The organism is Streptomyces alfalfae, assembly GCF_004127445.1.
GTDB classification, from domain to species: domain Bacteria; phylum Actinomycetota; class Actinomycetes; order Streptomycetales; family Streptomycetaceae; genus Streptomyces; species Streptomyces alfalfae.
Genome location: NZ_QEXM01000037.1, coordinates 132,923 through 158,003, shown reverse-complemented (window position 1 = coordinate 158,003; position 25,081 = coordinate 132,923). Strand labels below are relative to the sequence as shown.

Annotated in this window: 22 protein-coding genes; 15 read left to right on the top strand and 7 right to left on the bottom strand. The window is 73.3% G+C overall.

Annotated features, from left to right (window positions below; all coding sequences use genetic code 11):
* Position 1: 1 nt before the first annotated feature.
* The 7 genes from DCW30_RS36695 to DCW30_RS15765 all read left to right on the top strand — a co-directional run bounded on the left by DCW30_RS36695 (position 2) and on the right by DCW30_RS15765 (position 8,987).
* The gene (locus DCW30_RS36695; RefSeq protein ID WP_162933600.1) at positions 2-166 is read left to right on the top strand and encodes a hypothetical protein; all 165 of its coding nucleotides are present in this window, start codon (positions 2-4) and stop codon (positions 164-166) included.
* Between the two features lie 46 nt (positions 167-212).
* Positions 213-992, top strand: coding sequence for an SGNH/GDSL hydrolase family protein (locus tag DCW30_RS15790; RefSeq protein ID WP_076687473.1), 780 nt, complete (start codon positions 213-215; stop codon positions 990-992).
* 76 nt (positions 993-1,068) lie between these two features.
* On the top strand, positions 1,069-2,511 hold the full coding sequence (gene purB / locus DCW30_RS15785; protein WP_076687472.1) for an adenylosuccinate lyase: 1,443 nt from the start codon (positions 1,069-1,071) through the stop codon (positions 2,509-2,511).
* Between the two features lie 221 nt (positions 2,512-2,732).
* Positions 2,733-4,580, top strand: a complete 1,848-nt coding sequence (locus tag DCW30_RS15780) for a methylmalonyl-CoA mutase family protein (RefSeq protein WP_076687471.1) — start codon at positions 2,733-2,735, stop codon at positions 4,578-4,580.
* On the top strand, positions 4,580-6,781 hold the full coding sequence (gene scpA, locus DCW30_RS15775; RefSeq protein WP_076687470.1) for a methylmalonyl-CoA mutase: 2,202 nt from the start codon (positions 4,580-4,582) through the stop codon (positions 6,779-6,781). The genes DCW30_RS15780 and scpA overlap by 1 nt, the downstream gene beginning before the upstream one ends.
* A 13-nt stretch (positions 6,782-6,794) precedes the next feature.
* On the top strand, positions 6,795-7,814 hold the full coding sequence (meaB, locus tag DCW30_RS15770; RefSeq protein WP_103557677.1) for a methylmalonyl Co-A mutase-associated GTPase MeaB: 1,020 nt from the start codon (positions 6,795-6,797) through the stop codon (positions 7,812-7,814).
* 105 nt (positions 7,815-7,919) lie between these two features.
* Complete coding sequence (locus DCW30_RS15765; RefSeq protein WP_076687469.1) at positions 7,920-8,987, top strand: enoyl-CoA hydratase/isomerase family protein; 1,068 nt, start codon at positions 7,920-7,922, stop codon at positions 8,985-8,987.
* Between the two features lie 43 nt (positions 8,988-9,030).
* On the opposite strand, the gene DCW30_RS15760 is transcribed toward DCW30_RS15765, so the two are convergent.
* The 3 genes from DCW30_RS15760 to DCW30_RS15750 form a co-directional block, all read right to left on the bottom strand.
* Positions 9,031-9,495 carry a hypothetical protein gene (locus DCW30_RS15760; RefSeq protein WP_076687468.1) on the bottom strand — a complete coding sequence of 155 codons (465 nt, stop codon included), beginning with the start codon at positions 9,493-9,495 and terminating at the stop codon, positions 9,031-9,033.
* 68 nt (positions 9,496-9,563) lie between these two features.
* Positions 9,564-10,310: an ABC transporter permease gene (locus DCW30_RS15755; RefSeq protein ID WP_103557544.1), complete on the bottom strand. Its 747-nt coding sequence runs from the start codon at positions 10,308-10,310 to the stop codon at positions 9,564-9,566.
* 2 nt (positions 10,311-10,312) lie between these two features.
* Positions 10,313-11,254: an ATP-binding cassette domain-containing protein gene (locus DCW30_RS15750; protein ID WP_076687466.1), complete on the bottom strand. Its 942-nt coding sequence runs from the start codon at positions 11,252-11,254 to the stop codon at positions 10,313-10,315.
* Between the two features lie 108 nt (positions 11,255-11,362).
* Here DCW30_RS15750 and DCW30_RS15745 point away from each other — a divergent pair, with 108 nt between their 5' ends.
* From DCW30_RS15745 to DCW30_RS15735, 3 genes are all read left to right on the top strand, one after another.
* A complete protein-coding gene (locus tag DCW30_RS15745) occupies positions 11,363-12,580 on the top strand; it encodes a sensor histidine kinase (protein WP_076687465.1) in 1,218 nt (405 codons plus the stop codon).
* A gap of 14 nt (positions 12,581-12,594) precedes the next feature.
* The gene (locus tag DCW30_RS15740; RefSeq protein ID WP_076689632.1) at positions 12,595-13,257 is read left to right on the top strand and encodes a response regulator transcription factor; all 663 of its coding nucleotides are present in this window, start codon (positions 12,595-12,597) and stop codon (positions 13,255-13,257) included.
* A 97-nt stretch (positions 13,258-13,354) separates the two neighbouring features.
* On the top strand, positions 13,355-14,512 hold the full coding sequence (locus DCW30_RS15735) for an ROK family transcriptional regulator (RefSeq protein WP_076687464.1): 1,158 nt from the start codon (positions 13,355-13,357) through the stop codon (positions 14,510-14,512).
* Between the two features lie 70 nt (positions 14,513-14,582).
* Here the strand turns inward: DCW30_RS15735 and DCW30_RS15730 are convergent, their stop codons facing one another.
* Entirely contained in the window at positions 14,583-15,344 is a 762-nt protein-coding gene (locus DCW30_RS15730; RefSeq protein WP_076687463.1) for a GntR family transcriptional regulator, read from the bottom strand.
* Between the two features lie 309 nt (positions 15,345-15,653).
* Entirely contained in the window at positions 15,654-16,544 is an 891-nt protein-coding gene (locus DCW30_RS15725; RefSeq protein WP_076687462.1) for an RNA polymerase sigma-70 factor, read from the bottom strand.
* A 152-nt stretch (positions 16,545-16,696) separates the two neighbouring features.
* Here DCW30_RS15725 and DCW30_RS15720 point away from each other — a divergent pair, with 152 nt between their 5' ends.
* Positions 16,697-17,584, top strand: a complete 888-nt coding sequence (locus DCW30_RS15720; RefSeq protein ID WP_079250226.1) for an alpha/beta fold hydrolase — start codon at positions 16,697-16,699, stop codon at positions 17,582-17,584.
* On the opposite strand, the gene DCW30_RS15715 is transcribed toward DCW30_RS15720, so the two are convergent.
* Entirely contained in the window at positions 17,542-17,952 is a 411-nt protein-coding gene (locus tag DCW30_RS15715; RefSeq protein ID WP_076687460.1) for a VOC family protein, read from the bottom strand. The genes DCW30_RS15720 and DCW30_RS15715 overlap by 43 nt on opposite strands.
* A gap of 315 nt (positions 17,953-18,267) precedes the next feature.
* Here DCW30_RS15715 and DCW30_RS15710 point away from each other — a divergent pair, with 315 nt between their 5' ends.
* Complete coding sequence (locus DCW30_RS15710) at positions 18,268-19,863, top strand: alkaline phosphatase D family protein (RefSeq protein WP_076687459.1); 1,596 nt, start codon at positions 18,268-18,270, stop codon at positions 19,861-19,863.
* 138 nt (positions 19,864-20,001) lie between these two features.
* On the top strand, positions 20,002-21,462 hold the full coding sequence (locus tag DCW30_RS15705; RefSeq protein ID WP_237283466.1) for a GNAT family N-acetyltransferase: 1,461 nt from the start codon (positions 20,002-20,004) through the stop codon (positions 21,460-21,462).
* Here DCW30_RS15705 and DCW30_RS15700 read toward each other — a convergent pair.
* Positions 21,386-22,663 (bottom strand): trans-sulfuration enzyme family protein, encoded by a 1,278-nt coding sequence (locus DCW30_RS15700; protein WP_076689630.1) that lies wholly within the window; start codon positions 22,661-22,663, stop codon positions 21,386-21,388. The genes DCW30_RS15705 and DCW30_RS15700 overlap by 77 nt on opposite strands.
* 60 nt (positions 22,664-22,723) lie before the next feature.
* On the opposite strand from DCW30_RS15700, the gene DCW30_RS15695 reads away from it, so the two are divergent.
* Complete coding sequence (locus DCW30_RS15695) at positions 22,724-23,221, top strand: Lrp/AsnC family transcriptional regulator (protein WP_076687457.1); 498 nt, start codon at positions 22,724-22,726, stop codon at positions 23,219-23,221.
* A 150-nt stretch (positions 23,222-23,371) separates the two neighbouring features.
* Entirely contained in the window at positions 23,372-25,081 is a 1,710-nt protein-coding gene (locus DCW30_RS15690) for a DUF885 domain-containing protein (RefSeq protein WP_076687456.1), read from the top strand.

Sequence of the window (25,081 nt, the reverse complement as noted above, 5' to 3'; positions counted from 1 at the left end):
CGTGAGGACGGCGCACGTGGAGTCGGTGCGCCGGTACTTCATCGACCTGCTCAGGCCCGAGCAGATCGAGGCGTTCGCGGAGATCGGCGAGACCCTGGTGGCCCATCTCACGGACCGGAAAGGCCCCGGCGCGGGCCGAGCAGCGCGGCCGGACGGTCGGCAGTGAGGAGGCACGACGTCCGGCCCCCGGGCGGGATACCATCGCAGGCGCCATGCAGATGAATGCCAAGTACAACAGTCTCGTCGCGGTCGGCGACTCCTTCACCGAGGGCATGTCCGACCTCCTGCCCGACGGCACCTACCGCGGCTGGGCCGACATCCTGGCCGGCCGGATGGCCGCCCAGAGCCCCGGCTTCCGGTACGCGAACCTCGCGGTGCGCGGGAAGCTCATCGGCCAGATCGTCGCCGAGCAGGTGGGCGTCGCCGCGGAGATGCAGGCCGACGTGGTCACGCTGGTGGGCGGCCTGAACGACACGCTGCGCCCCAAGTGCGACATGAACCGCGTCTGCGACCTCCTCGAAGAGGCCGTCGAACGGCTCGTGCCCTCGTGCAAGCAGCTCGTGCTGATGCGCAGCCCCGGCCGGAACGGCCCCGTGATGGAGCGGTTCCGCCCCCGCATGGAGGCGCTGTTCACCCACATCGACAACCTGGCCGCGCGGCACGACGCCCTGGTCGTGGACCTGTACGGCGCGACCGTCCTCGGCGACCAGCGGCTCTGGGACGTCGACCGGCTGCACCTCACCGCGGAGGGGCACCGCAGGATCGCCGAGGCCGTGTGGCAGGCCATCGGCTACCCGCCCGAGGAGGACTGGCGGGCCCCGCTGGGCGAGACCGCCCCGCCGAGGTGGGCCGCGCGCCGCGTGTCCGACGTCCGGTTCGCCCGGCAGCACCTCGCGCCGTGGATCGTGCGCCGCCTGACCGGCCGCTCCTCCGGCGACGGTCTGCCGCCCAAGCGCCCCGACCTGCTGCCCTGGGAGGACCCGCGCGTCTAGGCGGGCCCCACTCGTAGTTTCCGACGAACGGGGGCGTTGCGCTGGCCTGCATGAATGCCCAGTAGAATCAGGTCACGTGACTGCCGCGCCCGCAAAGCCCCGTATCCCGAACGTCCTCGCCGGACGTTATGCCTCCGCCGAGCTCGCCACGCTCTGGTCGCCCGAGCAGAAGGTGAGGCTGGAGCGCCAGCTCTGGCTCGCCGTGCTGCGCGCGCAGAAGGACCTCGGCATCGAGGTCCCCGACGCCGCCATCGCCGACTACGAGCGCGTGCTCGACCAGGTCGACCTGGCCTCCATCGCCGAGCGCGAGAAGGTCACGCGCCACGACGTGAAGGCCCGCATCGAGGAGTTCAACGCCCTCGCCGGGCACGAGCACGTCCACAAGGGCATGACCTCGCGCGACCTCACCGAGAACGTCGAGCAGCTCCAGATCCGCCTCTCCCTCGAGCTGATCCGCGGCCGTACCGTCGCCGTCCTCGCCCGGCTCGGCCGGCTCGCGGGTGAGTACGGCGAGCTGGTCATGGCGGGCCGCTCCCACAACGTCGCCGCGCAGGCGACGACGCTGGGCAAGCGCTTCGCGACCGGCGCCGACGAACTGCTCGCCGCCTACCGCCGCCTCGACGACCTCCTCGGCCGCTACCCGCTGCGCGGCATCAAGGGCCCGGTCGGCACCGCCCAGGACATGCTGGACCTGCTCGGCGGCGACGCCGACAAGCTGACCGACCTGGAAGGCCGCATCGCCGGGCACCTCGGCTTCGACCGCGCCTTCACCTCGGTCGGCCAGGTCTACCCGCGCTCCCTCGACTACGAGGTCGTCACCGCCCTCGTGCAGATCGCCGCCGCGCCCTCCTCGCTCGCCAAGACGATCCGCCTGATGGCGGGGCACGAGCTGGTCACCGAGGGCTTCAAGCCGGGCCAGGTCGGCTCGTCCGCGATGCCGCACAAGATGAACACCCGCTCCTGCGAGCGCGTCAACGGCCTCACCGTCATCCTGCGCGGCTACGCCTCGATGACCGGCGAGCTGGCGGGCGACCAGTGGAACGAGGGCGACGTCTCCTGCTCGGTCGTGCGCCGGGTCGCCCTGCCCGACGCGTTCTTCGCGCTGGACGGGCTCCTGGAGACGTTCCTGACCGTCCTCGACGAGTTCGGCGCCTTCCCCGCCGTCGTCGCGCGCGAGCTGGACCGCTACCTCCCCTTCCTCGCCACCACCAAGGTCCTCATGGCCTCGGTGCGGGCGGGCGTCGGCCGCGAGGAGGCCCACGAGGCCATCAAGGAGAACGCGGTCGCCTCCGCGCTCGCGATGCGCGAGCAGGGCGTCGAGCGCAATGAACTCCTGGACAAGCTCGCCGCGGACTCCCGTATCCCGCTGGACCGGGCGCGGCTCGACGAGCTGATGGCCGACAAGCTGTCGTTCACGGGTGCGGCGAGCGACCAGGTCGCCACCGTGGTCGCGCAGATCGAGGCCCTGCTCAAGCAGCACCCGGAGGCCGCCGCCTACACGCCGGGCGCGATCCTCTGACCCTTCCGGAGCACATGGCTCCACGGGATGTCGGGACGAGGGCCCCGGGGTGCGCCACCCCGGGGCCCTCGCGCTCGCCGTCCCCCTGCGCGCCTGTCGTTCCCCGTGCGCCGGAGATCCACTAGCCGTCCGCTCGTCCGAGATCAAGGGCGTCCAGAAGAGGGCAAGGTCACAGCCTGTGGTGGCACCGCGTGCCACGGGTTGAGCCCTAGCATCAGGGCATGACGGTCCTGCCTGACGACGGGCTTTCCCTGGCCGCCGAGTTCCCTGATGCGACCCATGAGCAGTGGCAGCGCCTGGTGGAAGGCGTGCTGCGCAAGTCGGGTAAGGACGTATCGGGGACGGCCGCCGAGGAAGCGCTGTCCACCGCACTCGAGGACGGGCTCATCACCCGCCCCCTGTACACCTCCCGTGACGCCGCGCCCGCCGCGGGCCACCCCGGATTCGCCCCCTTCGTACGAGGCGGCACACCCGGCGGCAGCGCCCCCGCCGGCTGGGACGTACGGCAGCGGCACGCGAGCGCCGACCCCGTGCGCACCAACGAAGCCGTGCTCGCCGACCTGGAGAACGGCGTCACCTCGCTGTGGCTCGGCGTGGGCGCGAACGGCGTGCCCGTCTCCGCGCTCCCCCGGGCGCTGGACGGCGTCTACCTCGACCTCGCGGCCGTCGCGCTCGACGCGGGCGCCGAATTCGCCCCGGCGGCACGTGCCTTGTTCGCGTTGTACGAGGCCGCGGGCGTCACGAAGGACTCCGTCCGCGGCACGCTCGGCGCCGACGTGCTCGGCCACGAGGCCCGCTCGGGCGAGGCGTTGGACGCCGCCGACGCCGTCGAGCTGGCGCGGGTGTGCGCGCGGGAGTACCCGGGCCTGCGGGCACTCGCCGTGGACGCGCTGCCGTACCACGAGGCGGGCGGCTCGGCCGCGCAGGAGCTGGGCGCGTCCCTCGCGACCGGCGTCGCCTACCTGCGCGGGCTGACGGCGGCCGGGCTCTCCGTGCCGGAGGCCTGTGCCCAGCTGGAGTTCCGCTACGCGGCCACCGCCGACCAGTTCCTGACCATCGCCAAGCTCCGTGCCGCGCGCCGCCTCTGGGCGCGTGTGGCCGAGGTGTGCGGCTCCGCCGCCGCCGGGGCGCAGCGTCAGCACGCGGTGACGTCGCCGGTGATGATGACCCGCCGCGACCCGTGGGTGAACATGCTCCGCACGACGGTGGCCTGCCTGGGGGCCGGGGTCGGCGGCGCCGACGCGGTCACCGTGCTGCCCTTCGACCACTCGCTCGGCCTGCCGGACGCCTTCGCGCGCCGCATCGCCCGCAACACCTCCACCATCCTCATCGACGAGTCCCACCTGGCCCGTGTGATCGACCCGGCGGGCGGCTCCTGGTACGTGGAGCGGCTCACCGACGAACTCGCGCAAGCCGCGTGGGCGTTCTTCCAGGAGATCGAGGGTGCGGGCGGCCAGGCCGCCGCCCTGCGCTCCGGGATGGTCGGCGACCGCCTCGCCGCGACCTGGGCGGCGCGCAGCGAGAAGCTGGCCCGGCGCCGCGAACCGATCACCGGCGTCAGCGAGTTCCCGCACCTCGACGAGTGGCCCGTGGAGCGCGAGGCCGCCCCCGCCGCACCGGCCGGCGGGCTGCCGCGGGTCCGGCGCGATGAGGCGTACGAAGCCCTGCGCGCCCGCTCCGACGCGCACCTCGTCTCGGCCGGGGCGCGTCCGAAGGTGTTCCTCGCGGCGCTCGGCCCGGCCGCCGCGCACACCGCGCGCGCCGGTTTCGCCGCGAACCTCTTCCAGGCGGGCGGCATCGAGACCGTGCACGAGCCGGTCACGGTGGACGCGGCGACGGCCGCCGACGCCTTCCTGACCTCCGGCGCACGAATGGCGGTCATCTGTTCGAGCGACGCGCTCTACGCCGAGCAGGCCGCGGCGGTGGCCGGGGCCCTCAAGGACGCGGGCGCCGAGCACGTGTTCCTCGCGGGGCGCGGTGAGTACGACGGCGTCGACACCTGCGTCCACGCCGGCTGCGACGCCGTGGCCGTGCTCTCCTCCACCCTCGACCGCATGGGAGTGGCGTAATGCGCATCCCCGACTTCTCCTCCGTAGACCTGGGGCCCGGCACACCCGCCGCGGGCTCGCACGAACAGTGGCGCACCGCCGTGAAGGAGGCCACCGGCAGGTCCGAGAGCGACCTGCTGTGGGAGACCCCCGAGGGCATCGGCGTCAAGCCGCTGTACACCGGCGCCGACCTGGAGGGCCTCGACTTCCTCGGCGCCTACCCGGGCGTGGCCCCGTATCTGCGCGGCCCCTACCCGACGATGTACGTCAACCAGCCCTGGACGATCCGGCAGTACGCCGGGTTCTCCACCGCCGAGGAGTCCAACGCCTTCTACCGGCGCAACCTCGCCGCCGGGCAGAAGGGCCTCTCGGTCGCCTTCGACCTGCCGACCCACCGCGGCTACGACAGCGACCACCCGCGCGTGACCGGTGACGTCGGCATGGCGGGCGTGGCCATCGACTCCATCTACGACATGCGGCAGCTCTTCGACGGCATCCCGCTGGACAGGATGACGGTGTCGATGACGATGAACGGCGCCGTGCTGCCCGTGCTCGCGCTGTACATCGTGGCCGCCGAGGAGCAGGGCGTACCGCCCGAGAAGCTGGCCGGGACCATCCAGAACGACATCCTCAAGGAGTTCATGGTCCGCAACACCTACATCTATCCGCCGACCCCCTCGATGCGGATCATCTCGGACATCTTCGCGTACACCTCGCAGAAGATGCCGCGGTACAACTCCATCTCCATCTCCGGCTACCACATCCAGGAAGCGGGCGCGACGGCCGACCTGGAGCTGGCGTACACGCTGGCCGACGGTGTGGAGTACCTGCGGGCCGGGCAGAAGGCGGGCCTGGACGTGGACGCGTTCGCGCCCCGCCTGTCGTTCTTCTGGGCGATCGGCATGAACTTCTTCATGGAGGTCGCCAAGCTCCGCGCCGCGCGACTGCTGTGGGCCAAGCTCGTCAAGCAGTTCGACCCGAAGAACGCCAAGTCGCTCTCCCTGCGCACCCATTCGCAGACCTCGGGCTGGTCCCTGACCGCGCAGGACGTGTTCAACAACGTCACGCGCACCTGTGTCGAGGCGATGGCCGCGACCCAGGGTCACACGCAGTCGCTGCACACCAACGCCCTCGACGAGGCGCTCGCGCTGCCCACCGACTTCTCCGCCCGCATCGCCCGCAACACCCAGCTCCTGATCCAGCAGGAGTCGGGCACGACGCGGACGATCGACCCGTGGGGCGGCAGCGCGTACGTGGAGAGGCTGACGTACGACCTGGCGCGCCGGGCCTGGCAGCACATCGAGGAGGTCGAGGCGGCCGGCGGCATGGCCAAGGCCATCGACGCGGGCATCCCGAAGCTCCGCGTGGAGGAGGCCGCCGCGCGCACGCAGGCCCGCATCGACTCGGGGCGGCAGCCGGTCATCGGCGTCAACAAATACCGCGTGGACTCCGACGAGCAGATCGAGGTCCGCTCGGTCGACAACTCCTCGGTGCGCGCCCAGCAGATCGACAAGCTGCGGCGCCTTCGCGAGGAGCGCGACGACACGGCCTGCCGGGACGCGCTGCGCGCGCTGACCGCGGCGGCCGAGCGCGGCTCCGGGCCCGGCCTCGAGGGCAATCTCCTGGCGCTCGCGGTGGACGCGGCCCGTGCCAAGGCCACGGTCGGTGAGATCTCCGACGCCTTGGAGAGCGTGTACGGGCGGCACGCGGGCCAGATCCGTACGATCTCCGGTGTGTACCGCACCGAAGCAGGCCAGTCCCCGTCCGTCGAGCGCACCCGCGCCCTCGTGGACGCCTTCGACGAGGCCGAGGGCCGCCGCCCGCGCATCCTGGTGGCCAAGATGGGCCAGGACGGCCACGACCGCGGCCAGAAGGTGATCGCCAGTGCCTTCGCCGACCTCGGCTTCGACGTTGACGTCGGCCCGCTCTTCCAGACCCCCGCGGAGGTCGCGCGCCAGGCCGTCGAGGCGGACGTGCACATCGTGGGCGTCTCCTCGCTGGCCGCGGGGCACCTCACCCTCGTACCGGCGCTGCGCGAGGAGCTGGCCGCCGAGGGCCGCGACGACATCATGATCGTGGTGGGCGGGGTGATCCCGCCGCAGGACGTCGAGGCGCTGCACGAGGCGGGCGCCACGGCGGTGTTCCCGCCCGGCACGGTGATCCCGGACGCGGCGCACGACCTGGTGAAGCGACTGGCGGCCGATCTCGGCCACGACCTGTGAGCCGGTGAGCCCCCTGCCTGTCACGATCGACATCGACGCGTACGCCAAGGGCGTCCTCGACGGGAAGCGCGCGTTCGTCGCGCGCGCCATCACCCTCGTCGAGTCGACCCGGCCCCAGCACCGGCTGCTCGCGCAGCGGTTGCTGACCGAGCTGCTCCCGCACAGCGGGCGCGCGCGGCGCATCGGCATCAGCGGGGTGCCGGGCGTGGGGAAGTCCACGTTCATCGACGCGCTCGGCACGATGCTCACCTCGCTCGGGCACCGCGTGGCGGTGCTCGCCGTCGACCCGTCTTCCACGCGCACGGGCGGCTCCATCCTGGGTGACAAGACCAGGATGGAGCGGCTCTCGCTCGACCCGGCCGCGTTCGTGCGGCCCTCCCCCTCCGCCGGGACGCTCGGCGGGGTCGCCAAGGCGACCCGCGAGTCGATCGTGGTGATGGAGGCCGCGGGGTATGACGTGGTGCTCGTGGAGACCGTGGGCGTCGGGCAGTCGGAGACGGCCGTCGCGAACATGGTCGACACGTTCCTGCTGCTCACCCTCGCCCGCACGGGCGACCAGCTCCAGGGCATCAAGAAGGGCGTCCTCGAACTCGCGGACGTCATCGCCGTGAACAAGGCCGACGGCCCGCACGAGAGGGACGCCCGCTCGGCGGCCCGCGAACTCGCGGGCGCGCTGCGTCTGATGCACCCCAGCGACGCCGCGTGGACGCCGCCGGTCCTGACGTGCAGCGCGCGGGAGTCGAGTGGTCTCGACACGCTCTGGGAGCGGCTCGAACAGCACCACACGCTGCTCGACTCGACGGGGCGCCTCGCCGCCAAGCGCCGCGACCAGCAGATCGACTGGACGTGGTCGATGGTGCGGGACGAACTGCTCGGCAGGCTCCGCGACCACGCCGAGGTCCGCCGGGTGGCCCCGGAGCTCGAACAGCGCGTCCGGGAGGGCACGCTGACGGCCACGTCGGCGGCCGAGATGATCCTCGACGCGTTCCAGGGGCCGGGCCGGGGCGGCGCTCCGGAGGCGTCCTCGCACTGAACCACGGCTTTGTGCGGGACCGGTGGCTCGCGCCGACGCGCGCCCGCCGGTCCCGCACGGCCGCCTCCGCACCACCGCGCACCACAGGAACGGAGCCACCGCACCATGAACGCCCCCTCCTCCGACGTCCCCTGCGAGGACGCCCCCGTCCTGCTCCGCCGCGAAGGCCGTGCCGCGTACGCCGTCCTGAACCGGCCGCGGGCCATCAACGCCCTCAACCACGCCATGGTCGGCCTCCTTTCCCGTGCCCTCACCGACTGGGAGGGCGACCCTTCGGTGGAGACGGTCGTCCTCACCGGCGCCGGGGAGCGCGGGCTCTGCGCGGGCGGCGACATCCGCTCGATCCACGACGACGTCACAGCGGGGCGCTCGGCGGCCCCCGCCGCGTTCTGGTACGACGAGTACCGCCTGAACGCCCGCATCGCCCGCTTCCCCAAGCCCTACGTCGCCGTCATGGACGGCATCGTGATGGGCGGCGGCGTGGGTGTCTCGGCGCACGGCGGCGTGCGCGTGGTCACCGAACGCTCCCGGATCGCGATGCCCGAGACCGGCATCGGTTTCGTGCCGGACGTCGGCGGTACGTACCTCCTCACGCGCACGCCCGGCGAACTGGGCGCGCACCTGGCCCTCACCGGCTCCCCCGTGACCGCCGGCGACGCGCTGCTCTGCGGGCTCGCCGACCACTACGTGCCCTCGGAGCGCCTGCCGGAGCTCACCGCCGCCCTCGCCGAGCTGCCCGCGGCCGACGCCGTGCGCCGCTACGAGGCCGCCGCCCCCGAGGCCGAGCTGGCCGAGCACCGCGAGTGGATCGACCACTGCTACGCGGCCGGCGCCGTCGAGGAGATCGTGGACCGGCTGCACGCCAGCGGTGACCGGCGCGCCGAGGAAGCCGCCGAGACGCTCCTCGCCAAGTCCCCGACCGCCCTGAAGGTGACGCTCGCCGCGCTGCGCCGGGCCCGTGAACTGCCGGACCTGGAAGCCGTGCTCGCCCAGGAGTACCGCGTGTCCTGCGCCCTGCTGGACGCGCCCGACCTGCCCGAGGGCATCCGCGCCCAGGTGGTCGACAAGGACCGCAGGCCGCGCTGGTCGCCCGCGGAGCTCGCGCGGGTGACGGAGGCGGACGTGGCCCGCTGCTTCACCGAGCCCGCCGGGGGACCGCTGCGCTTCGGCTGACCCGCAGCCCTTGCGGCGGTCCCGTCGCGCGCCGGGCCGGGTGTCAGGGCGGGGGTGTCTCCGTCACCACGGCGAGGAGCTGGAAGGGCAGTTCCTTGTCCCACTGGGCGACGCCGAGCGCTATCCAGCGTCCTTCCACGTGCCACAGGTGCAGATCGGGGACGGACGAGGCGAGCTGGGCCCACGGTTCCGGTATCACCTCGTCCTCGGCGGCGTCGTCGGCGAAGCCGGCGGCCGTCATCCGGTCGAAGAGGCTCGCCAGGCTGAACCGCTGCGGCGGCCCCCAGCGGTCGGCCAGCAGGACCGTGAGGCCGTCGCGCTCGGCCTCGTACTGCTCCTCCGTGAGGTGCCAGCGGGCGCCGTCGTCCTCCCAGAAGGTGTCGCTCGTCAGTAACTCCCCGATGTGGTAACCAGGCCCTGTGGAGCCGCACTCCGACCTGCCGTGCTCCGCGGGGAACTCCCGGGAGCGCAGCAGGTCGATCACGGCGAGATGCTGTGCGGTACTCATGGGGCCCAGTAAAGCGGGCGGCACTGACAATCAGTCATCCGCCGGACGACGCGGAGTCGTCGGCCAACTCACGCGTCGCGCCGGCGCACCGCCCACCAGCCCGCGAGCAGCGCCGCGGCCGCCCAGGCCGCCAGCACGGCGAGTCCCGCCCAGGGCCCCAGCGTTCCCGTGGGGGCCTCGTGCAGCACCTGCTGGCCCGCCTTGTCGGGCAGGAAGGCCGCGACGCCGCTGTCCATGTCCCCGACCACGAACGACACGATGAGCGTGAAGGGGATGAGGATGCTCAGGACGGCGACGCCGCTGCGCAGCACCGCCGTCAGGCCGACCGCGAGGAGCGCCATCAGGGCGAGGTAGATCCCGCCCCCCACGCAGGCCCGCACCGCGCCCGGATGACCGAGACCGAGCCCGTCGTCGCCCAGGAACGCCTGGCCGGTCAGGAACGTGCCGAAGCCGGTGAGGAGCCCCGCGAGCAGCGCGAGACCGCCGACGACCGCGACCTTGGAGCCGTAGAACAGCCCGCGGCGCGGCACCGCGGCGAGGGAGATCCGCAGGGCGCCGCTCGTGTACTCCGACGAGACGGCGGTCGTGCCGAAGCTGATGGCCGCGATCTGGCCGAAGTTGAAGGCGTAGAAGGCGTCGAAGAGAGGTTCGGCGTCGGCGTTGTCCGCCTCGGCGACGCCGACCGTCGCGAACACCAGGGCGGTGATGGCGACGGTCGCCGCGAACACGGTGACCAGCGAGACGAGGCTGGACCGCAGGGACTTGAGCTTGATCCACTCGGCGTGGGCGACGGGCAGCACGGCGGTGCGGGACATGGTCAGGCCTCCTGGACGGACGGGGCGGCGGCCGGAGCGGTCGCCGCGAACTCGGTCTCCGCCGCCGTGAGGGCGAGGTAGGCCTGCTCCAGGGAGGCCCGTTCGTCGGCGAGTTCGAGTACGGGGATGCCGGCGGCCGCGGCGATGGCGCCGATCTCCTCGGCCCTGGCGTCCTCGACCGTCCAGCGGCCGTCGTCCGCGTCCCCGAGCACGTACCCCTTGGCCAGGAGGAGGTCGCGGAGCCGGTCGGGGTCGGTCGTGCGCACCCGCACGCGCGGGTGGCTGTGCGCCTCGATGAAGTCGGGCATCGGGGTGTCCGTCAGGAGCCTGCCGCGGCCGAGGACCACCAGGTGGTCGGCGAAGGTGGCGGTCTCGTTCATGAGGTGGCTGGAGACGAGGACCGTGCGGCCCTCCTGGGCGAGGCGCCGCATCAACTCGCGTATCCAGATGATGCCTTCGGGGTCGAGTCCGTTGGACGGCTCGTCGAGCATCACCACGGCGGGGTCGCCGAGCAGGGCCGCCGCGATGCCGAGGCGCTGCCGCATGCCCAGCGAGAACGTCTTGATCCGGCGTCCGGCCACCGCCGCGAGGCCCGCTTCCGCGAGGACGTCGTCGACGCGGCGCGCGGAGATGCGGTTGCTGACGGCGAGGGCCAGGAGGTGGTTGCGGGCGGTGCGTGAGCCGTGGGCCGCCTGGGCGTCCAGGAGCGCCCCGACGTGGCGCAGGGGGTCGTCGAGGGAGGCGTAGGCGCGACCGCCCACCCTGGCCGTGCCCGAGGTCGGCCGGTCGAGGCCGAGGACGAGGCGCATCGTGGTCGACTTGCCGGCGCCGTTGGGACCGAGGAATCCGGTGACCTTGCCGGGACGGACGCTGAACGAAAGGGCGTCCACGGCCCGGGTCGTGCCGTACTCCTTGGTGAGGTCTTGGACGTCGATGCTGGTCATGGGGCCAGCCTCGCGGCGTGCCGGTCCTGTGGTCTTCCCCCGCCCGGGGAGTCCTTCTCCCCCGGGCGGGGGAGCCGTGCGGCGCGGGCCTGCTGGCACGATGGCGGCATGCCCGGCTTCCTGAGACCCCTGACGCGTGCGTTCACCTATACGCGCTGGCTGCACGTCCTCCTGGGGTCGGCCATCGCGTGGGTGAGCGCGTCGATCTATCCCGGGCTCTCCGAACCCTCGTACACCGACTGGGCGCTCGTCACGGTCGTGCCCGTGCCCCTGCTCGTGGCCGCCGCGATGGTGCCCGTCGTGCGCAGGGCGGAGGGGCTGCAGGCCCGCATGATGCTGTTCCCGGGTCAGCACGCGCGCGTGCCGGGCGAGGAGGTGGAGGAGCCCGGCATCTCCGTGGCCCCTTCCGCCTCGTGGCGTGACCGGGTGCGGACCGCCGTGTGGCTGGTGTTCCGCCTGGAGACCGGCATCGCCCTGGTTCTCGTGACGGGCCAGCTCATCGGGACGGTCTTCGCCGTGACGGGTGCGAACGACCAGCCCCCGGAGAGCGATGGCCTGCTGCTCCCCGTGCCCGGCCCTGGCTGGTCCGTGCTGCCGGTGAGCGTCCTCCTCGTCCTCGCGGAGTACGGCGCGCTGCTGGCGGCCGGACATGTGACGGCCGTGGTGGCCCGCCGTCTGCTCGGCCCCTCCCCCGCCGAACGCCTCGCCGTCATGGAGGAGCGCACCGAGCGGCTCCTGGAACGCAACCGCATCGCACGCGAACTGCACGACTCCATCGGCCACGCGCTGACGGTCGCCGTCGTCCAGGCGGGCGCCGCGCGGGCCGCCGCCGATCCGGAGTTCACCGCGCGGGCCCTTGAGGCCGTCGAGGAGACCGGGCGGGCCGCTCTGGAGGACCTGGAGCGGGTCCTGCGGGTGCTGCGCGAGGGCGAACAGCCCGTGGGCGCCCGGCCGGACCTCACCGACGCCGAGCGTCTCCTGCAGTCGGCGCGCGCCGCCGGGGCGAAGGTGGACGTGGAGGTGACGGGCCCCGTGGAACGGCTGCCCGGCCCCGTCTCACGGGAGGGGTACCGCATGCTCCAGGAGGCGTTGACCAATGTCCTGCGTCATTCGGGACCGGTGCCGGTGCGGCTGCGGATAGCCGCCGACGCCAGCCGCCTGGTGCTGGAGGTGCGCAACGCCCTGCCGGGCGCGGCCGGTTCGACGGGGCGCGGCGGCAGCGGTCTGCGCGGGATCCGTGAGCGGGCCACGCTGCTCGGCGGGCGGGCCACGACGGGCCCGCTGGACGGTGACTGGCAGGTGCACGTCGAACTGCCGCTGCGGTGATCTACGCTGGCCTGATGCCGGTCTCAGTGCTCCTCGTGGACGACGAACCCCTCGTACGCGCGGGGCTGCGTGCCGTTCTGGAGGCGCAGCCCGACCTGCGCGTCGTCGGTGAGGCCGCCGACGGGGCCGCGGTCATCCCCCTCGTCCGCGAGCTGCGGCCCGACGTGGTCGCGATGGACGTCCGCATGCCGCTCCTCGACGGCATCGAGGCCACCCGCGCGGTGCTGCGCACGGTGCAGAACCCGCCGAAGATCCTCGTGGTGACGACCTTCGAGAACGACGAGTACGTGTACGAGGCGCTGCGCGCGGGCGCAGACGGGTTCCTGTTGAAGCGGGCGAGGCCCGCGGAGATCGTCAACGCCGTGCGCCTGGTCGCCGAGGGCGAGTCGCTGCTCTTCCCCGCGGCGGTGCGGCGACTGGCGGGCGAGCACGGCGGACGGCACGGCAACGCCGAGGCGCGGGCCGTGCTCGACCGGGCAGCCCTGACCGAGCGTGAGGCGGAGGTGCTGGGACTGATGACGCGCGGCCTGTCCAACGCGGAGATCGCCGCACGGCTCGTGGTCGGCACGGAGACGGTGAAGTCGCACGTCAGCGCCGTCCTGGGCAAGCTGGGGGCGCGCGACAGGACGCAGGCGGTCATCCTCGCGTACGAGTCCGGTTTCGTGGCGCCGGGATGACGGCCGGGGGCGACGGGAAGGCGGGCCCGGCACTCGCCGGGGCCCTGTCCTGCGAGTACGATCCGGCCATCATGCGCACGAGCTGGAAGGACGGACGTTGGGGCAGCTGACCGGCGGGGACCCCTCCCTGTTGCGGCGGATCAACTCCGCGGTGGTGCTGCACGCGCTGCGTGCCGCGGACTTGGCGACGCTCACGGAGATCACCCGCGTGACCGGGCTCTCCCGGCCCACCGTGGAGGGGGTCGTCGAGGGGCTCATCGAGGCCGGACTCGTGGTGGAGTCCGCGGCCGAGGACGGCGGTGCCCGGCGTCAGGGCCGGCCGGCCAGGAAGTTCCGCTTCCGGGCGGAGGCGGGTCATCTGCTCGGCCTGGAGATCGGCCCGCACCGGGTCGCGGCCGTCCTGTCGGACCTGGACGGCAAGGTCCTGGGGACGGCGTCGAAGGACGTCTCCGAGGACGCCCCCGCCGACGACCGCCTCGAACGGCTGCGCACCACGGTCGCCGATCTGCTGCGCCGCGCGGGCATAGCGCGCAACACGCTGCGCGCGGTCGGCGTGGGCAGTCCCGGCATCCTGGAGGCGGACGGCGCGGTGCGCCTGAGCACGGCGCTGCCCGAGTGGACCGGCCTCCAGCTGGGCGAGCGGCTGCGCCGCTCCTTCAGGTGCCCGGTGCTCGTGGAGAACGACGCCAACGCCGCGGCCGTGGCCGAGCACTGGAAGGGCGCGGCGGCCGGCATCGACGACGTGGTGTTCGTCCTCGCGGGGCTGAGCCCGGGGGCGGGGTCGCTGATCGGCGGGCGGCTGCACCGCGGCTTCGGCGGCGCGGCGGGCGAGATCGGCGCGCTGCACCTGCTCGGCAGGGAGGTCACCCCGGAGACGCTGCTCTCCACCACCGGCGAGCCGTTGCACCCCCTGGACGAGCAGGCCGTCGCCGCGGTCTTCGCACACGCCAAGGAGGGTGACGAGCGGGCCAGGGCGGCCGTGGAGCGCTTCATCCAGCGCCTGGTGCACGACGTGGCCGCCCTGGTGCTCGCCCTCGACCCGGAGCTGGTCGTGGTGGGCGGCTGGGCGGCGGGCCTCGACGGCGTCCTCGGGCCGCTGCACCGCGAGCTGGCGCGCTACTGCCTGCGCCCGCCCCGGGTGGCGCTGTCGCTGCTGGGTGGGGCCGCGGTGGCGACCGGGGCGCTGCGCCTCGCGCTGGACCATGTCGAGGAGCAGCTCTTCGCCGTCGAGGGCACGGTCACCGCACGCCGCTGAGAGCGCGCGACCCCGCCGGGCCTTTCGGGGACCGGGCGGGGTCGTCGTACGCGTGGGAGGTGCGGCGGGGTCAGGAGGCGTCGTGTTCGGGGCCGTGGTGTATCTCCACGGAACCGGAGTCGCCGAAGGTGAGGCGGCAGGTGTCCGCGCGGTAGGTGGCGACGGAGACGGCGGCCGTGCCGCCCTCGGCGAGGAAACGGGTCGTCACGAGCAGGACCGGGGCTCCCGGGAGCCGGTCGAGCGCCTTGGCGTCGTCGGCGCGGGCCGAGCCGAGTTCGACGGCCCTGTCCTGTCCTTCGAGGGTGAGCCGTGCCAGTTCGCGCAGGACCACACGCGCGCGGGCGGCGCCGGAGGGCGCGTCCATGCCGGTCAGCTCGGCGACGGACGACATCGGCACGTACAGCAGCTCGGCGGCGACGGGCTGGCCGTTCGAGACGCGGGTGCGCCTGATGACGTGGGCCTGCTCGTCGGGGAGGGTCTCCAGCATGCGGGCGACGTCCGCCGGGGGGACCGCGGGCGCGCAGTCCGCGGGCTGCCAGGCGTCGCCGGGCGCGCCGGGCCAGGAGCCCTGGGCGGAGCCGACAGCCACGCCCATGCGCGGCGGGGCGACGGTCGTGCCGACTCCGCGGCGGCGCTGGAGCCTGCCTTCCAGTTCGAGCTGTTCGAGCGCCTGGCGGAGCGTGGCGCGGGCGACGCCGAAGCGGGCGGCCAGGTCACGCTCGTTCGGCAGGATCTCCCCGACCGTGAACTCGGAGTCGAGCGCCTCACTGAGCACGGTCTTCAGGTGCCAGTACTTCGGTTCCGGCACCGTTTCGAGCTGCGTGGTCCCCACCCTGTCCTCCGCAATCGCCGTTTACCGGCGGCGTTTTAGCGCCCTTGTTTATTAAAGGTTCCTGCACTATCTCTGCGACCATAGGCCCGCACCCACCCTTGGTCAAGACCAATCCTCGATCCGTAACGGTCCGCACAGGATTGATGCCACAGAGCATTCACGCGGAGTTCGCAAGCGGCCAAGCAGGCCTTATCGGCCACGCCGGCGCCCGCGCGGGGGAAGATCACGTGAGAAAGGGGCTCCCGCCTCTCGGCGGGAGCCCCTTTCTCACGAAACGCGTGCTTTACGCGGAGCTCTCCTCGTCGCGGCCTAAACGGTGAGCGACGTGAGCTTGTCCGGATTGCGGACGATGTAGATGTTCTGGATGCGGCCGTCGAGGACGTCCATCTGGAAGACGCTGTCCGGCTTGCCGTCCACGAGGACCAGCAGGCATTCGGCGCCGTTGAGCTCCATGAAGCGGAACTCCGTCCACTGGACGCCCTCCACGCCCTTGCGGGCGGCGCCGTGCAGGAACCGGCCCACCTTGTCCGCGCTCTCCAGGACGCGCAACGGGGCCTTGGCCTTGCCTCCGCTGTCGCCGACCAGGCGCACGTCCGGGGCGAGGAGCGACATCAGCCCGTCGAGATCGCCCTCCGTCGCCGCCGCGAGGAAGCGCTCGGTCAGGTCGCGGCGCTGGGCGGGGTCCACCTCGTACCGCGGGCGGCCGGCGTCGACGTGCTTGCGGGCCCGCCCGGCGAGCTGGCGCACGGCGGCCTCGCTGCGGTCGAGCGTGGCCGCGATCTCCGCGAAGGGGAACCCGAAGGCCTCGCGCAGCACGAAGACGGCACGCTCCAGCGGGGAGAGGGACTCAAGGACGACGAGGACCGCCAGGGAGACCGACTCGGCGAGCACCGCGCGCTCGGCGGTGTCGGGCACGGTCGGCCCGTAGTCGGTCACGTAGGGCTCGGGGAGCCAGGGGCCCACGTAGGCCTCGCGCCGGGACTGCACGTGGCGCAGGCGGTCGATGGCGAGCCGGGTGGTGACGCGCACCAGGTAGGCGCGGGGTTCGCGGACCTGGGCGTGGTCGGCGGCGGACCAGCGGAGCCAGGCGTCCTGGACGACGTCCTCCGCGTCGACCACCCGCCCGAGCATGCGGTAGGCGACGCCCATCAGGACGGGACGGTGTTCTTCGAAGACGTCGGTCACGCTGTCGTTGGCCACGGTCCCATCCCAGCCCAAGGCGGATCTCCTGTCCAGGAGAAAAAGGGAGGCACACTACCCCTTGAAGTAGAGGCTACCGGGCGGTAATTGTTGCTGACAACGTGTCTAACGATTTGACGAACCGTCGCCCCGCGGCGGGGACAGGAGCAGCCATGGCCGCAGAGGTGTCCTTCGAGGTCGCGTCCCCCCACGGCCCGCGCACCGCGACGCTCTCCTACGCGCGCTCGGGCGCCGGCGAGCCCTTGCTGCTCCTGCACGGCATCGGTCACCACCGGCAGGCCTGGGACCCGGTCGTGGACATCCTCGCCGCCGAGTACGACGTGATCGCCCTGGACCTGCCGGGCTTCGGCGCGTCGCCCTCGCTGCCGGACGGCCTGCGCCACGACCTGCCGACGGTGGTCCCCGCCCTCGGCGCTTTGTGCCGGGCCCTGGGAGTCGAGCGCCCCCACGTCGCGGGCAACTCCCTGGGTGGCCTGCTCGCCCTGGAGATGGGCAGGCGGGGACTCGTGCGGACCGTCACCGCCCTCTCCCCCGGCGGCTTCTGGACACCCGCGGAGCGCCGCTACGCCTTCGGCACGCTGCTCGCGATGCGGCACGGCGCCCGGCTCCTTCCGGTGCCCGCGATCGAGCGCCTCGCCCGGTCCGCCGCCGGGCGCACCGCCCTGACCAGCACCATCTACGCCCGTCCCTGGCGGCGTTCGCCGGAGGCCGTCGTCGCCGAGACGCTCGCGCTGCGCGACGCCACGAGCTTCGAGGCGACCCTGGAGTCCGGGCGCGACCTCCCCATGGGCGAGGACGTGGCGGGGCTGCCCGTCACCGTCGCCTGGGGCGACAGGGACCGGCTGCTCCTGCCCCGCCAGGGCGTCCGCGCCAAGCGGGCCATCCCCGGAGCGCGCCTGGTGCGCCTTGGCGGCTGCGGCCACGTCCCGATGAGCGACGACCCCGCCCTCGTCGCCCGCGTCATCCTGGACACCTGCCGCGCGGGAGGGGCCCGCGGTCAGGAGTTGGACCACGCGCGCGTGGAGAGCACGAGCCGGTAGCCGTCCGGGTCCTCCACCGTGACGCCCCACTCGTTCCAGTACGGGTTCGGGGACGTGACCCGCTTGCCTCCGTGCTCCTCCAGCCGCGCGACGAGTTCCTCGGGCACCCGCCCGTCCACGTAGACGACGAGCAGGTCCTCCTCGGTGGGGCGCGGCCGGACCGGTGCGGCCGCCTCGTTGACGAGTTCGAGGTGCCAGGACGCGTCGGGCCACCCCACCATGAGCAGGGAGTGCTCCCCGGGAGCGGCCCCGCCGTCCGCCCGGTACACCACGCTCAGGCCGAGGCCGTCGACCCAGAAACGTTCCGCCGCCGTGAGGTCGCGCGTCGGGCGGGCGATGCGGATGTGGCTCTGACCGTTGACGGGCATGGTGTTCCCCCTGGGTGTACGGCTCGATGTGGGGCGTGCCCGGTGGCGCGCCGTGGTCAGCAGCGTAGGCAGCCGGGATCTTGCGGGCATCGGTCGCACGGCGGGGCCGCGCGGCCCCGGCATCCGCCCGGGGACCCGCGTCCGACGACCTAGGACCCGGGCGGGCGGCACCGCCGGCCGCCCCGAGGCGATCGCCGCGCGGCGGTTCCCCCGCCCGGGTGGGCAGTTGTTCACTTGTGGTTCGCGTGAAGTCTGTGGCGCGCCCCCGACCGGGCCCCCGCAGACTGGTCGCACCCGTCAACTGGAGGCGCATTCATGTCATCACGTCAGCCGAGCCCGTCCCCCCGTCGCCGCAGCCTGCTGCGCGGATCGCTGGCCGTGCCCGCGGCGCTCGCCGTGCCCGCGCTCGGCGTGCCCACGCCGGCGGGGGCGGCTCCCGCGCTCGCCCGCTCGGGCCGCCCGAGGGCCGAGTGGGGTGTGCAGGCGGGGGACGTGAGCGCGCACTCGGGGCTCGTCTGGGTGCGCTCCGACCGCCCGGCGCGGATGATCGTGGAGACGTCGGCCACCGAGTCCTTCCGCAACGCCAGACGCTGGCGCGGGCCGCTGCTCGGCCCCGGCACGGACTTCACCGGCACGACCCGGCTGCACGGGCTGCCCGCCGGTGAGCAGATCCACTACCGGGTGCGGCTCGCCGATCCCGACGACCCCAGGCGCACCGGCGAGCCGGTCGGCGGCACGTTCCGTACGGCGCCGAAGGGCCGCAAGGACGGCGTGCGCTTCCTGTGGTCGGGGGACATCGCGGGGCAGGGGTGGGGCATCAACCCCGACCGCGGCGGCTGGCGGATCTTCGAGGAGATGCGCCGCCGCGACCCCGACTTCTTCCTGTGCAGCGGCGACAACATCTACGCCGACGGGCCCATCCCGCCCAGCGTGACGCTGCCCGACGGCAGCGTATGGCGGAACGTGACGACGGAGGAGAAGTCCAAGGTCGCCGAGTCCCTCGCGGAGTTCCGCGGCGCGTTCCGCTACAACCTGCTCGACGAGAACCTGCGGCGGTTCAACGCCCAGGTGCCGTCCCTGGTGCAGTGGGACGACCACGAGGTGCGCAACAACTGGTACCCGGGGCAGATCCTGGACGACGCCCGCTACACCGAGAAGAACGTCGACGTGCTCGCCGGCCGCTCCCTGCGGGCGTTCAGCGAGTACTACCCCATCTCCACGCTGCCGCCCGGTGACGAGGACGGCCGGGTCTACCGCGTGCAGCGGCACGGCCCGCTCCTGGACGTGTTCGTCCTGGACATGCGCACCCACCGCAACGCCAACTCCCCGAACAGGCAGCCCGAGGACGCCACCGGCATCCTCGGCGCCCGGCAGCTCGCCTGGCTGAAGCGGGAGCTCTCGCGCTCGCGGGCGGTGTGGAAGGTCATCGCCTCCGACATGCCGCTCGGCCTGGTCGTGGGGGACGGCAGGACGAACTTCGAGGCCGTCGCGCAGGGCGACCCCGGCGCCCCGCTCGGCCGTGAGCTGCAGATCGCCGAGCTGCTCCGGCACATCAAGCACCGGAGGATCACGGGCACGCTGTGGCTCACCGCCGACGTGCACTACACCTCGGCCCAGCACTACGACCCCTCGCGGGCCGCGTTCAAGGATTTCGCGCCGTTCTGGGAGTTCGTGTCCGGGCCGCTGGCCGCGGGCGGATTCCAGGCGACGAAGCTGGACGGAACCTTCGGGCCCGAGCAGGCGTTCATCAAGGCACCGGACCGCGCCAACACCTCACCGGCCGAGACCCCGCAGTACTTCGGCGAGGTCGACATCGACCCAGACAGCGGCGAGCTGACCGTGCGGCTGCGGCAGGAGGGCGGCGGCGTGCTGTTCACCAAGGTGCTCGAGCCCGGCCGCGTGGGGCAGTAGGAGAGGTCAGGGCCAGCAGGAGACGGGGCGCGGAGCGGGCAGGAGGCCGGAGGGGGCGCAAAGCGGGCAGACAGCGCCTTAACCCATCGGTCACAGCACGTTTGTGATCACGCAACACCCGTCCCGCACAGTGGCCGTATGCGCACTGACATGTCTCATATGCCCCGGACCAAGCACGGCCGCCCCGCCCACCACTGGCGGCGCGACGTGGTCGAACTGGCGGCCCTGTTCACCGCCGTGGCGGTCGCGGACGCCGTGGCGAACATGATCGGCCACGGCCCCGGAGGGCCCGCCCTGCTCGTGATCTCGGCCGTGGTGCTCGTCGCCACGGCCGGGTTCCACATCTGGTGGGCCCGGCGCCACAACCACGCGCCGCCGGTGGCCCACGATATCGGCGCCCGGCCGCCCTCCCCCGCGGAGCAGGCCGGGCCCGATCACGCACCGGCGGCCGCGGTCGCGCCCTCCGAAACCCCCTCGGGGACGACGTCGCTCTGGCGGATGCGCACGACCGTACGGGACGAGCCGGGCTCGCTGGCCGCGCTGTGCGGGGTGTTCGCCGCCCGGCGGGTGGACATCCTGAGCCTGCAGACGCACCCGCTGGCCGACGGCACGGTCGACGAGTTCCTGCTGCGCGCCCCCGAGGAACTGGCCGCCGCCGAGATCACCCGGGCGATCGCCCACGCGGGCGGCTCGGGCACCTGGATCGAGCGCGCGGACGCCCACGACCTGGTGGACGCCCCCACCCGCATCCTCGGCCTGGCCACCCGCACCGCCCTCGACGCCTCCGAGCTGCCGCTGGCGCTCCGTCACCTGCTCGGCCGCTGCACCATCCGCTCGCTGCCCGCCGGGTCCCGGGACGTGGCGCCGCTCCCGGCGGACGGGGCGCTGGAGGAGACCGTGCTGCGCCTGCACGGGCCGGACGGCGAGACGATCACCGTGGAGCGGCCGTATCTGCCGTTCACGCCGACGGAGTTCGCACGCGCGCGTGCGCTGGTCGAGCTCGACACGCGGCTCGGCCCGCGCGTCCCGCGCAGCCAAGACGTCCTCACTCTGCCCGAGGGCAACTCCATCACGGTGCGCCGCGCCGACACGGACGACGTGCCGGCCGCCGCCGCCATGCACGCGCGCTGCTCGGCCCGCACCCTCGGCATGCGCTACCACGGCCCGGTGCGGGACGCCGACCGCTACCTCAACCACCTGCTCAGCCCCCGCTTCGGCCGCACCCTGGCGGTGCGGACGGCGTCGGGACGGATCGTCGGCCTCGGCCATCTGCTGTGGGACGGCGACGAGACGGAGGTGGCCCTGCTCGTCGAGGATGAGTGGCAGCGGCGCGGCATCGGCGGCCACCTGCTCGGCCGGCTCGTGGCGATGGCGGTCGAGGCAGGCTGCGAGAGCGTGTACGCGGTGACGCAGGCGTCCAACACCGGCATGGTGGCCGCGATGCGCGGGCTCGGCCTGCCCCTGGACTACCAGATCGAGGAGGGCACGCTGGTCATCACGGCCCGCCTCGAAGCGACCCCGGTCAGCTCGCGCCCGCCGTACGACGGGCTTCACAGCCACGGGGCCGTCGCCGGTCCGCGTCCGCGGACGGAAGGCTGACGGGGCCGAGAGCGCGGTCGAGGTCGCTCCACAGGTCCTCGACGTCCTCAAGGCCGCAGGACATCCGCAGCAGGCGGTCGCTCACCCCGGAGGAGTGCCGGTCGCCGGCGTCCACGATGCGATGGCTGATGGACGCCGGGTGCTGGATGAGCGAGTCGACGCTGCCGAGGCTGACCGCCGGGGTGATCAGCCGCACCCCCGCGGTCACCTCGTGCGGGTCCCCGTACACCTCGAAGGCGACCATGGCGCCGCCGAGCCGCGGATAGTGGACGCGCTCCACGCGCGGGTCGGCGGCCAGGCGCCGCGCGAGTTCCGCCGCGGTCGCCGACGCGGCGCGCACCCGTACGGGAAGCGTGGCGAGGCCGCGCAGCAGCAGGTAGCCGGCGAGCGGGTGCAGCACGCCACCGGTGGCGAAGCGCACCTGGCGCAGCTGCCGCGCGAACTCCTCGTCGCACGCCACCACTCCGCCGAGGACGTCCCCGTGCCCGCCCAGGTACTTGGTGGCGCTGTGCAGCACCAGGCGCGCACCGCTCTCCGCGGGCCGCTGGAGCACGGGCGTGGCGAAGGTGTTGTCGGCCAGGAGCGGCACCTCGCCGCAGGCCTCGGCCACCGCCGCCAGGTCGAGTTCCGCGAGGGTGGGGTTGGCGGGCGACTCCACCATCACGAGCCCCGTGTCGGGCCTGACGGCCTCGGCGATGGCCTTGCCCAGGGCCGTCGCGCCGCCGCCGTCCGGTCCTTCGGCGCCCGCGCCGTCCCACCGGTCCACCCAGGTCACCTCGGTGCCGAGCAGCCCCGCGGTGAGCATGTGGTCGCTGCACCCGTACAGCGGGCGGACGGCCACGACATGGCGCAGGCCCGCTGCACCCCGTACGAGCAGGACCGCGGTGAGCGCCGCCATGCCGCTCGCGAACGCGACCGCGCTCTCGGTGCCTTCGAGCCGGGCGAGGGCGGTCTCGAAGCGGGCCACAGTCGGGTTGCCGAGCCGGGCGTAGACGGGCGGCCCCTCGTCGAGTACCCCCTCGGCGGCGAAGGCGTCGATGCGGTCGGCCTCGCCGCGGCTGTCCCGGGAGGGGTAGGTCGTCGAGAGGTCGATCGGCGCCGCGTGCAGGCCGAGTCCGGCGAGGTCCTCGCGCCCGGCGTGCACGGCTTCGGTGGCCAGGGCCCGGGTGCGGGCCGTGCTGACTGTCTGCGTCGCGTCCATGCCCCACAGACTGAACACACGCCGGACCTTTGCCCCCGAAACCCGTGCTACGTTCGCCCGATGCCCGAATCCGTCGTACTGGACCCGGTGGACCTCCACATCCTGCGCGTCCTGCAGAACGACGCCCGGACCACGTACCGCGACCTCGCGGCGCAGGTCGGTGTCGCGCCGTCCACGTGCCTCGACCGCGTGACGCGGCTGCGGCGCTCCGGGGTGATCCTCGGCCAGCAGCTCCGCCTCGACCCGGCGAAGCTCGGGCGCGGTTTGCAGGCGCTGCTCTCGGTCCAGGTCCGACCGCACCGCAGGGACCTCGTGGTGCCCTTCGTGGAGCGCGTCAGGGAGCTGCCCGAGTCCCTGTCCCTCTTCCACCTCACGGGCCCCGAGGACTTCCTGGTGCACGTGGCGGTGGCGGGCCCCGGGGAACTGCAGCGCCTCGTGCTCGACGAGTTCACCGCGCGGCGCGAGGTGGCACGCTTGGAGACGCGGTTGATCTTCCAGCAGTGGCAGTGCGGCCCGCTGCTGCCTCCCGAGGCGGGCGGGGACACCGGCGGCGCGTGACGCCGGTCCCCCCTTGGCCGCGTGCGGCCGGACCGCGGTGGCCCCGCCCTCGGCTTCCGACGCGGCGAAGCATGCGAAAGCGGACACCTGTGCCCGGCCGCGGCCCAAAGGCACTGGCGCCCGCCGGACCACTGGAGCCAGGATGTCCGCATGCCAGACACCAAGCACGCGCAGTCGAACACCGCCCCTCTGCCCCGCGACATCGCCGACGCCTACGTGGACGAGCTCATCGCCCTCGATCCGATCACCGGCACCTACCTCGGCGTCAAGGAGAGCGACAGCCGTCTCCCCGACACCTCGCCCGCCGGGCAGGAGGCGTTGGCCCGGCTGGCGCGGACGACGCTGGCCCGGCTGGACGAGGCGGAGCGCGGACCCGGTGCGGACAGCGAGGCCGAGCGGCGGTGCGCCCGTCTCCTGCGGGAGCGGCTCACCGCCGAACTCGCGGTGCACGACGCGGAAGAGGGGCTGCGCTCGGTCGGCAACCTGCACACGATGCCGCACCAGGTGCGCGAGATCTTCACCGTGACGCCGATGGAGACCGAGGAGGACTGGGCGACGATCGCCGAGCGGCTGCGGGCCGTGCCCGCCGCGTTCGAGGGCTACCGCGCCTCGCTCGAACTGGGCCTCGACCGCAAGCTGTTCGCCGCCCCGCGCCCCACCGCCACGTTCATCGGGCAGCTCACCGAGTGGACGGGCGAGGAGAGGGGCGGGCGCGGCTGGTTCGAGGACTTCGCCGCCGACGGGCCGGAGGCCCTGCGCGCGGGTCTCGACGCGGCGGCGCGCGCCGCCACCGCGTCCGTCACCGCGCTGCGCGACTGGATGCGGGACGTCTACGCGCCCGCGATCGAGGGCGCCCCCGAGACCGTGGGCCGCGAGCGGTACGCCCGGCTCTCCCGCTACTTCAACGGCACCGACCTCGACCTGGACGAGGCCTACGCGTACGGCTGGGCGGAGTTCCACCGGCTGCTCGCGGAGATGCGGACCGAGGCCGAGAAGATCCTGCCGGGCGCGGCGACCCCCTGGGTGGCGCTCGCCCACCTGGACGAGCACGGCACGCACATCGAGGGCGTCGAGGAGGTCCGGGTCTGGCTGCAGGAGCTGATGGACGAGGCGATCGAGGCGCTGGACGGCACGCACTTCGAGCTCGCCGAGCGGGTCCGCAGGGTGGAGTCCCACATCGCCCCGCCCGGTGGCGCCGCCGCCCCCTACTACACGGCCCCGTCCGAGGACTTCTCGCGCCCCGGCCGCACCTGGCTGCCGACCATGGGCGACACCCGCTTCCCCGTCTACGACCTCGTGTCCACCTGGTACCACGAGGGCGTCCCCGGTCACCACCTCCAGCTCGCGCAGTGGGCGCACGTCGCGGAGAACCTCTCCCGCTACCAGGCGACCGTCGGCATCGTCAGCGCCAACGCCGAGGGCTGGGCTCTGTACGCGGAGCGGCTCATGGACGAGCTGGGCTTCCTCACCGACCCGGAGCGCAGGCTCGGCTACCTCGACGCCCAGATGATGCGCGCGCTGCGGGTCATCGTGGACATCGGCATGCACCTGGAGCTGGAGATCCCGGCGGACTCGCCGTTCCACCCGGGTGAGCGCTGGACGCCGGACCTCGCCCAGGAGTTCTACGACGCGCACTGCAGCCGTCCGACGGACTTCGTGGCGAGCGAGATGACCCGCTACCTCACGATCCCCGGCCAGGCCATCGGCTACAAGCTGGGCGAGCGTGCGTGGCTGCTCGGCCGGGAGAACGCGCGGCGCCGCCACGGGGACGCGTTCGACGCGAAGGCGTGGCACATGGCCGCGCTCTCGCAGGGTTCGCTGGGCCTGGACGACCTGGTGGACGAGCTCTCGAAGCTGTGA

Bases quoted from the DNA above. Each gene is read 5' to 3' on its own strand.
- DCW30_RS15790 (WP_076687473.1), top strand. From the start codon at position 213: ATGCAGATGAATGCCAAGTACAACAGTCTCGTCGCGGTCGGCGACTCC.
- DCW30_RS15780 (WP_076687471.1), top strand. From the start codon at position 2,733: ATGACGGTCCTGCCTGACGACGGGCTTTCCCTGGCCGCCGAGTTCCCT.
- scpA (WP_076687470.1), top strand. From the start codon at position 4,580: ATGCGCATCCCCGACTTCTCCTCCGTAGACCTGGGGCCCGGCACACCC.
- DCW30_RS15765 (WP_076687469.1), top strand. From the start codon at position 7,920: ATGAACGCCCCCTCCTCCGACGTCCCCTGCGAGGACGCCCCCGTCCTG.
- DCW30_RS15760 (WP_076687468.1), bottom strand. From the start codon at position 9,495: ATGAGTACCGCACAGCATCTCGCCGTGATCGACCTGCTGCGCTCCCGG.
- DCW30_RS15755 (WP_103557544.1), bottom strand. From the start codon at position 10,310: ATGTCCCGCACCGCCGTGCTGCCCGTCGCCCACGCCGAGTGGATCAAG.
- DCW30_RS15750 (WP_076687466.1), bottom strand. From the start codon at position 11,254: ATGACCAGCATCGACGTCCAAGACCTCACCAAGGAGTACGGCACGACC.
- DCW30_RS15745 (WP_076687465.1), top strand. From the start codon at position 11,363: ATGCCCGGCTTCCTGAGACCCCTGACGCGTGCGTTCACCTATACGCGC.
- DCW30_RS15740 (WP_076689632.1), top strand. From the start codon at position 12,595: ATGCCGGTCTCAGTGCTCCTCGTGGACGACGAACCCCTCGTACGCGCG.
- DCW30_RS15720 (WP_079250226.1), top strand. From the start codon at position 16,697: ATGGCCGCAGAGGTGTCCTTCGAGGTCGCGTCCCCCCACGGCCCGCGC.
- DCW30_RS15715 (WP_076687460.1), bottom strand. From the start codon at position 17,952: ATGCCCGTCAACGGTCAGAGCCACATCCGCATCGCCCGCCCGACGCGC.
- DCW30_RS15710 (WP_076687459.1), top strand. From the start codon at position 18,268: ATGTCATCACGTCAGCCGAGCCCGTCCCCCCGTCGCCGCAGCCTGCTG.
- DCW30_RS15705 (WP_237283466.1), top strand. From the start codon at position 20,002: ATGCGCACTGACATGTCTCATATGCCCCGGACCAAGCACGGCCGCCCC.
- DCW30_RS15700 (WP_076689630.1), bottom strand. From the start codon at position 22,663: ATGGACGCGACGCAGACAGTCAGCACGGCCCGCACCCGGGCCCTGGCC.
- DCW30_RS15695 (WP_076687457.1), top strand. From the start codon at position 22,724: ATGCCCGAATCCGTCGTACTGGACCCGGTGGACCTCCACATCCTGCGC.
- DCW30_RS15690 (WP_076687456.1), top strand. From the start codon at position 23,372: ATGCCAGACACCAAGCACGCGCAGTCGAACACCGCCCCTCTGCCCCGC.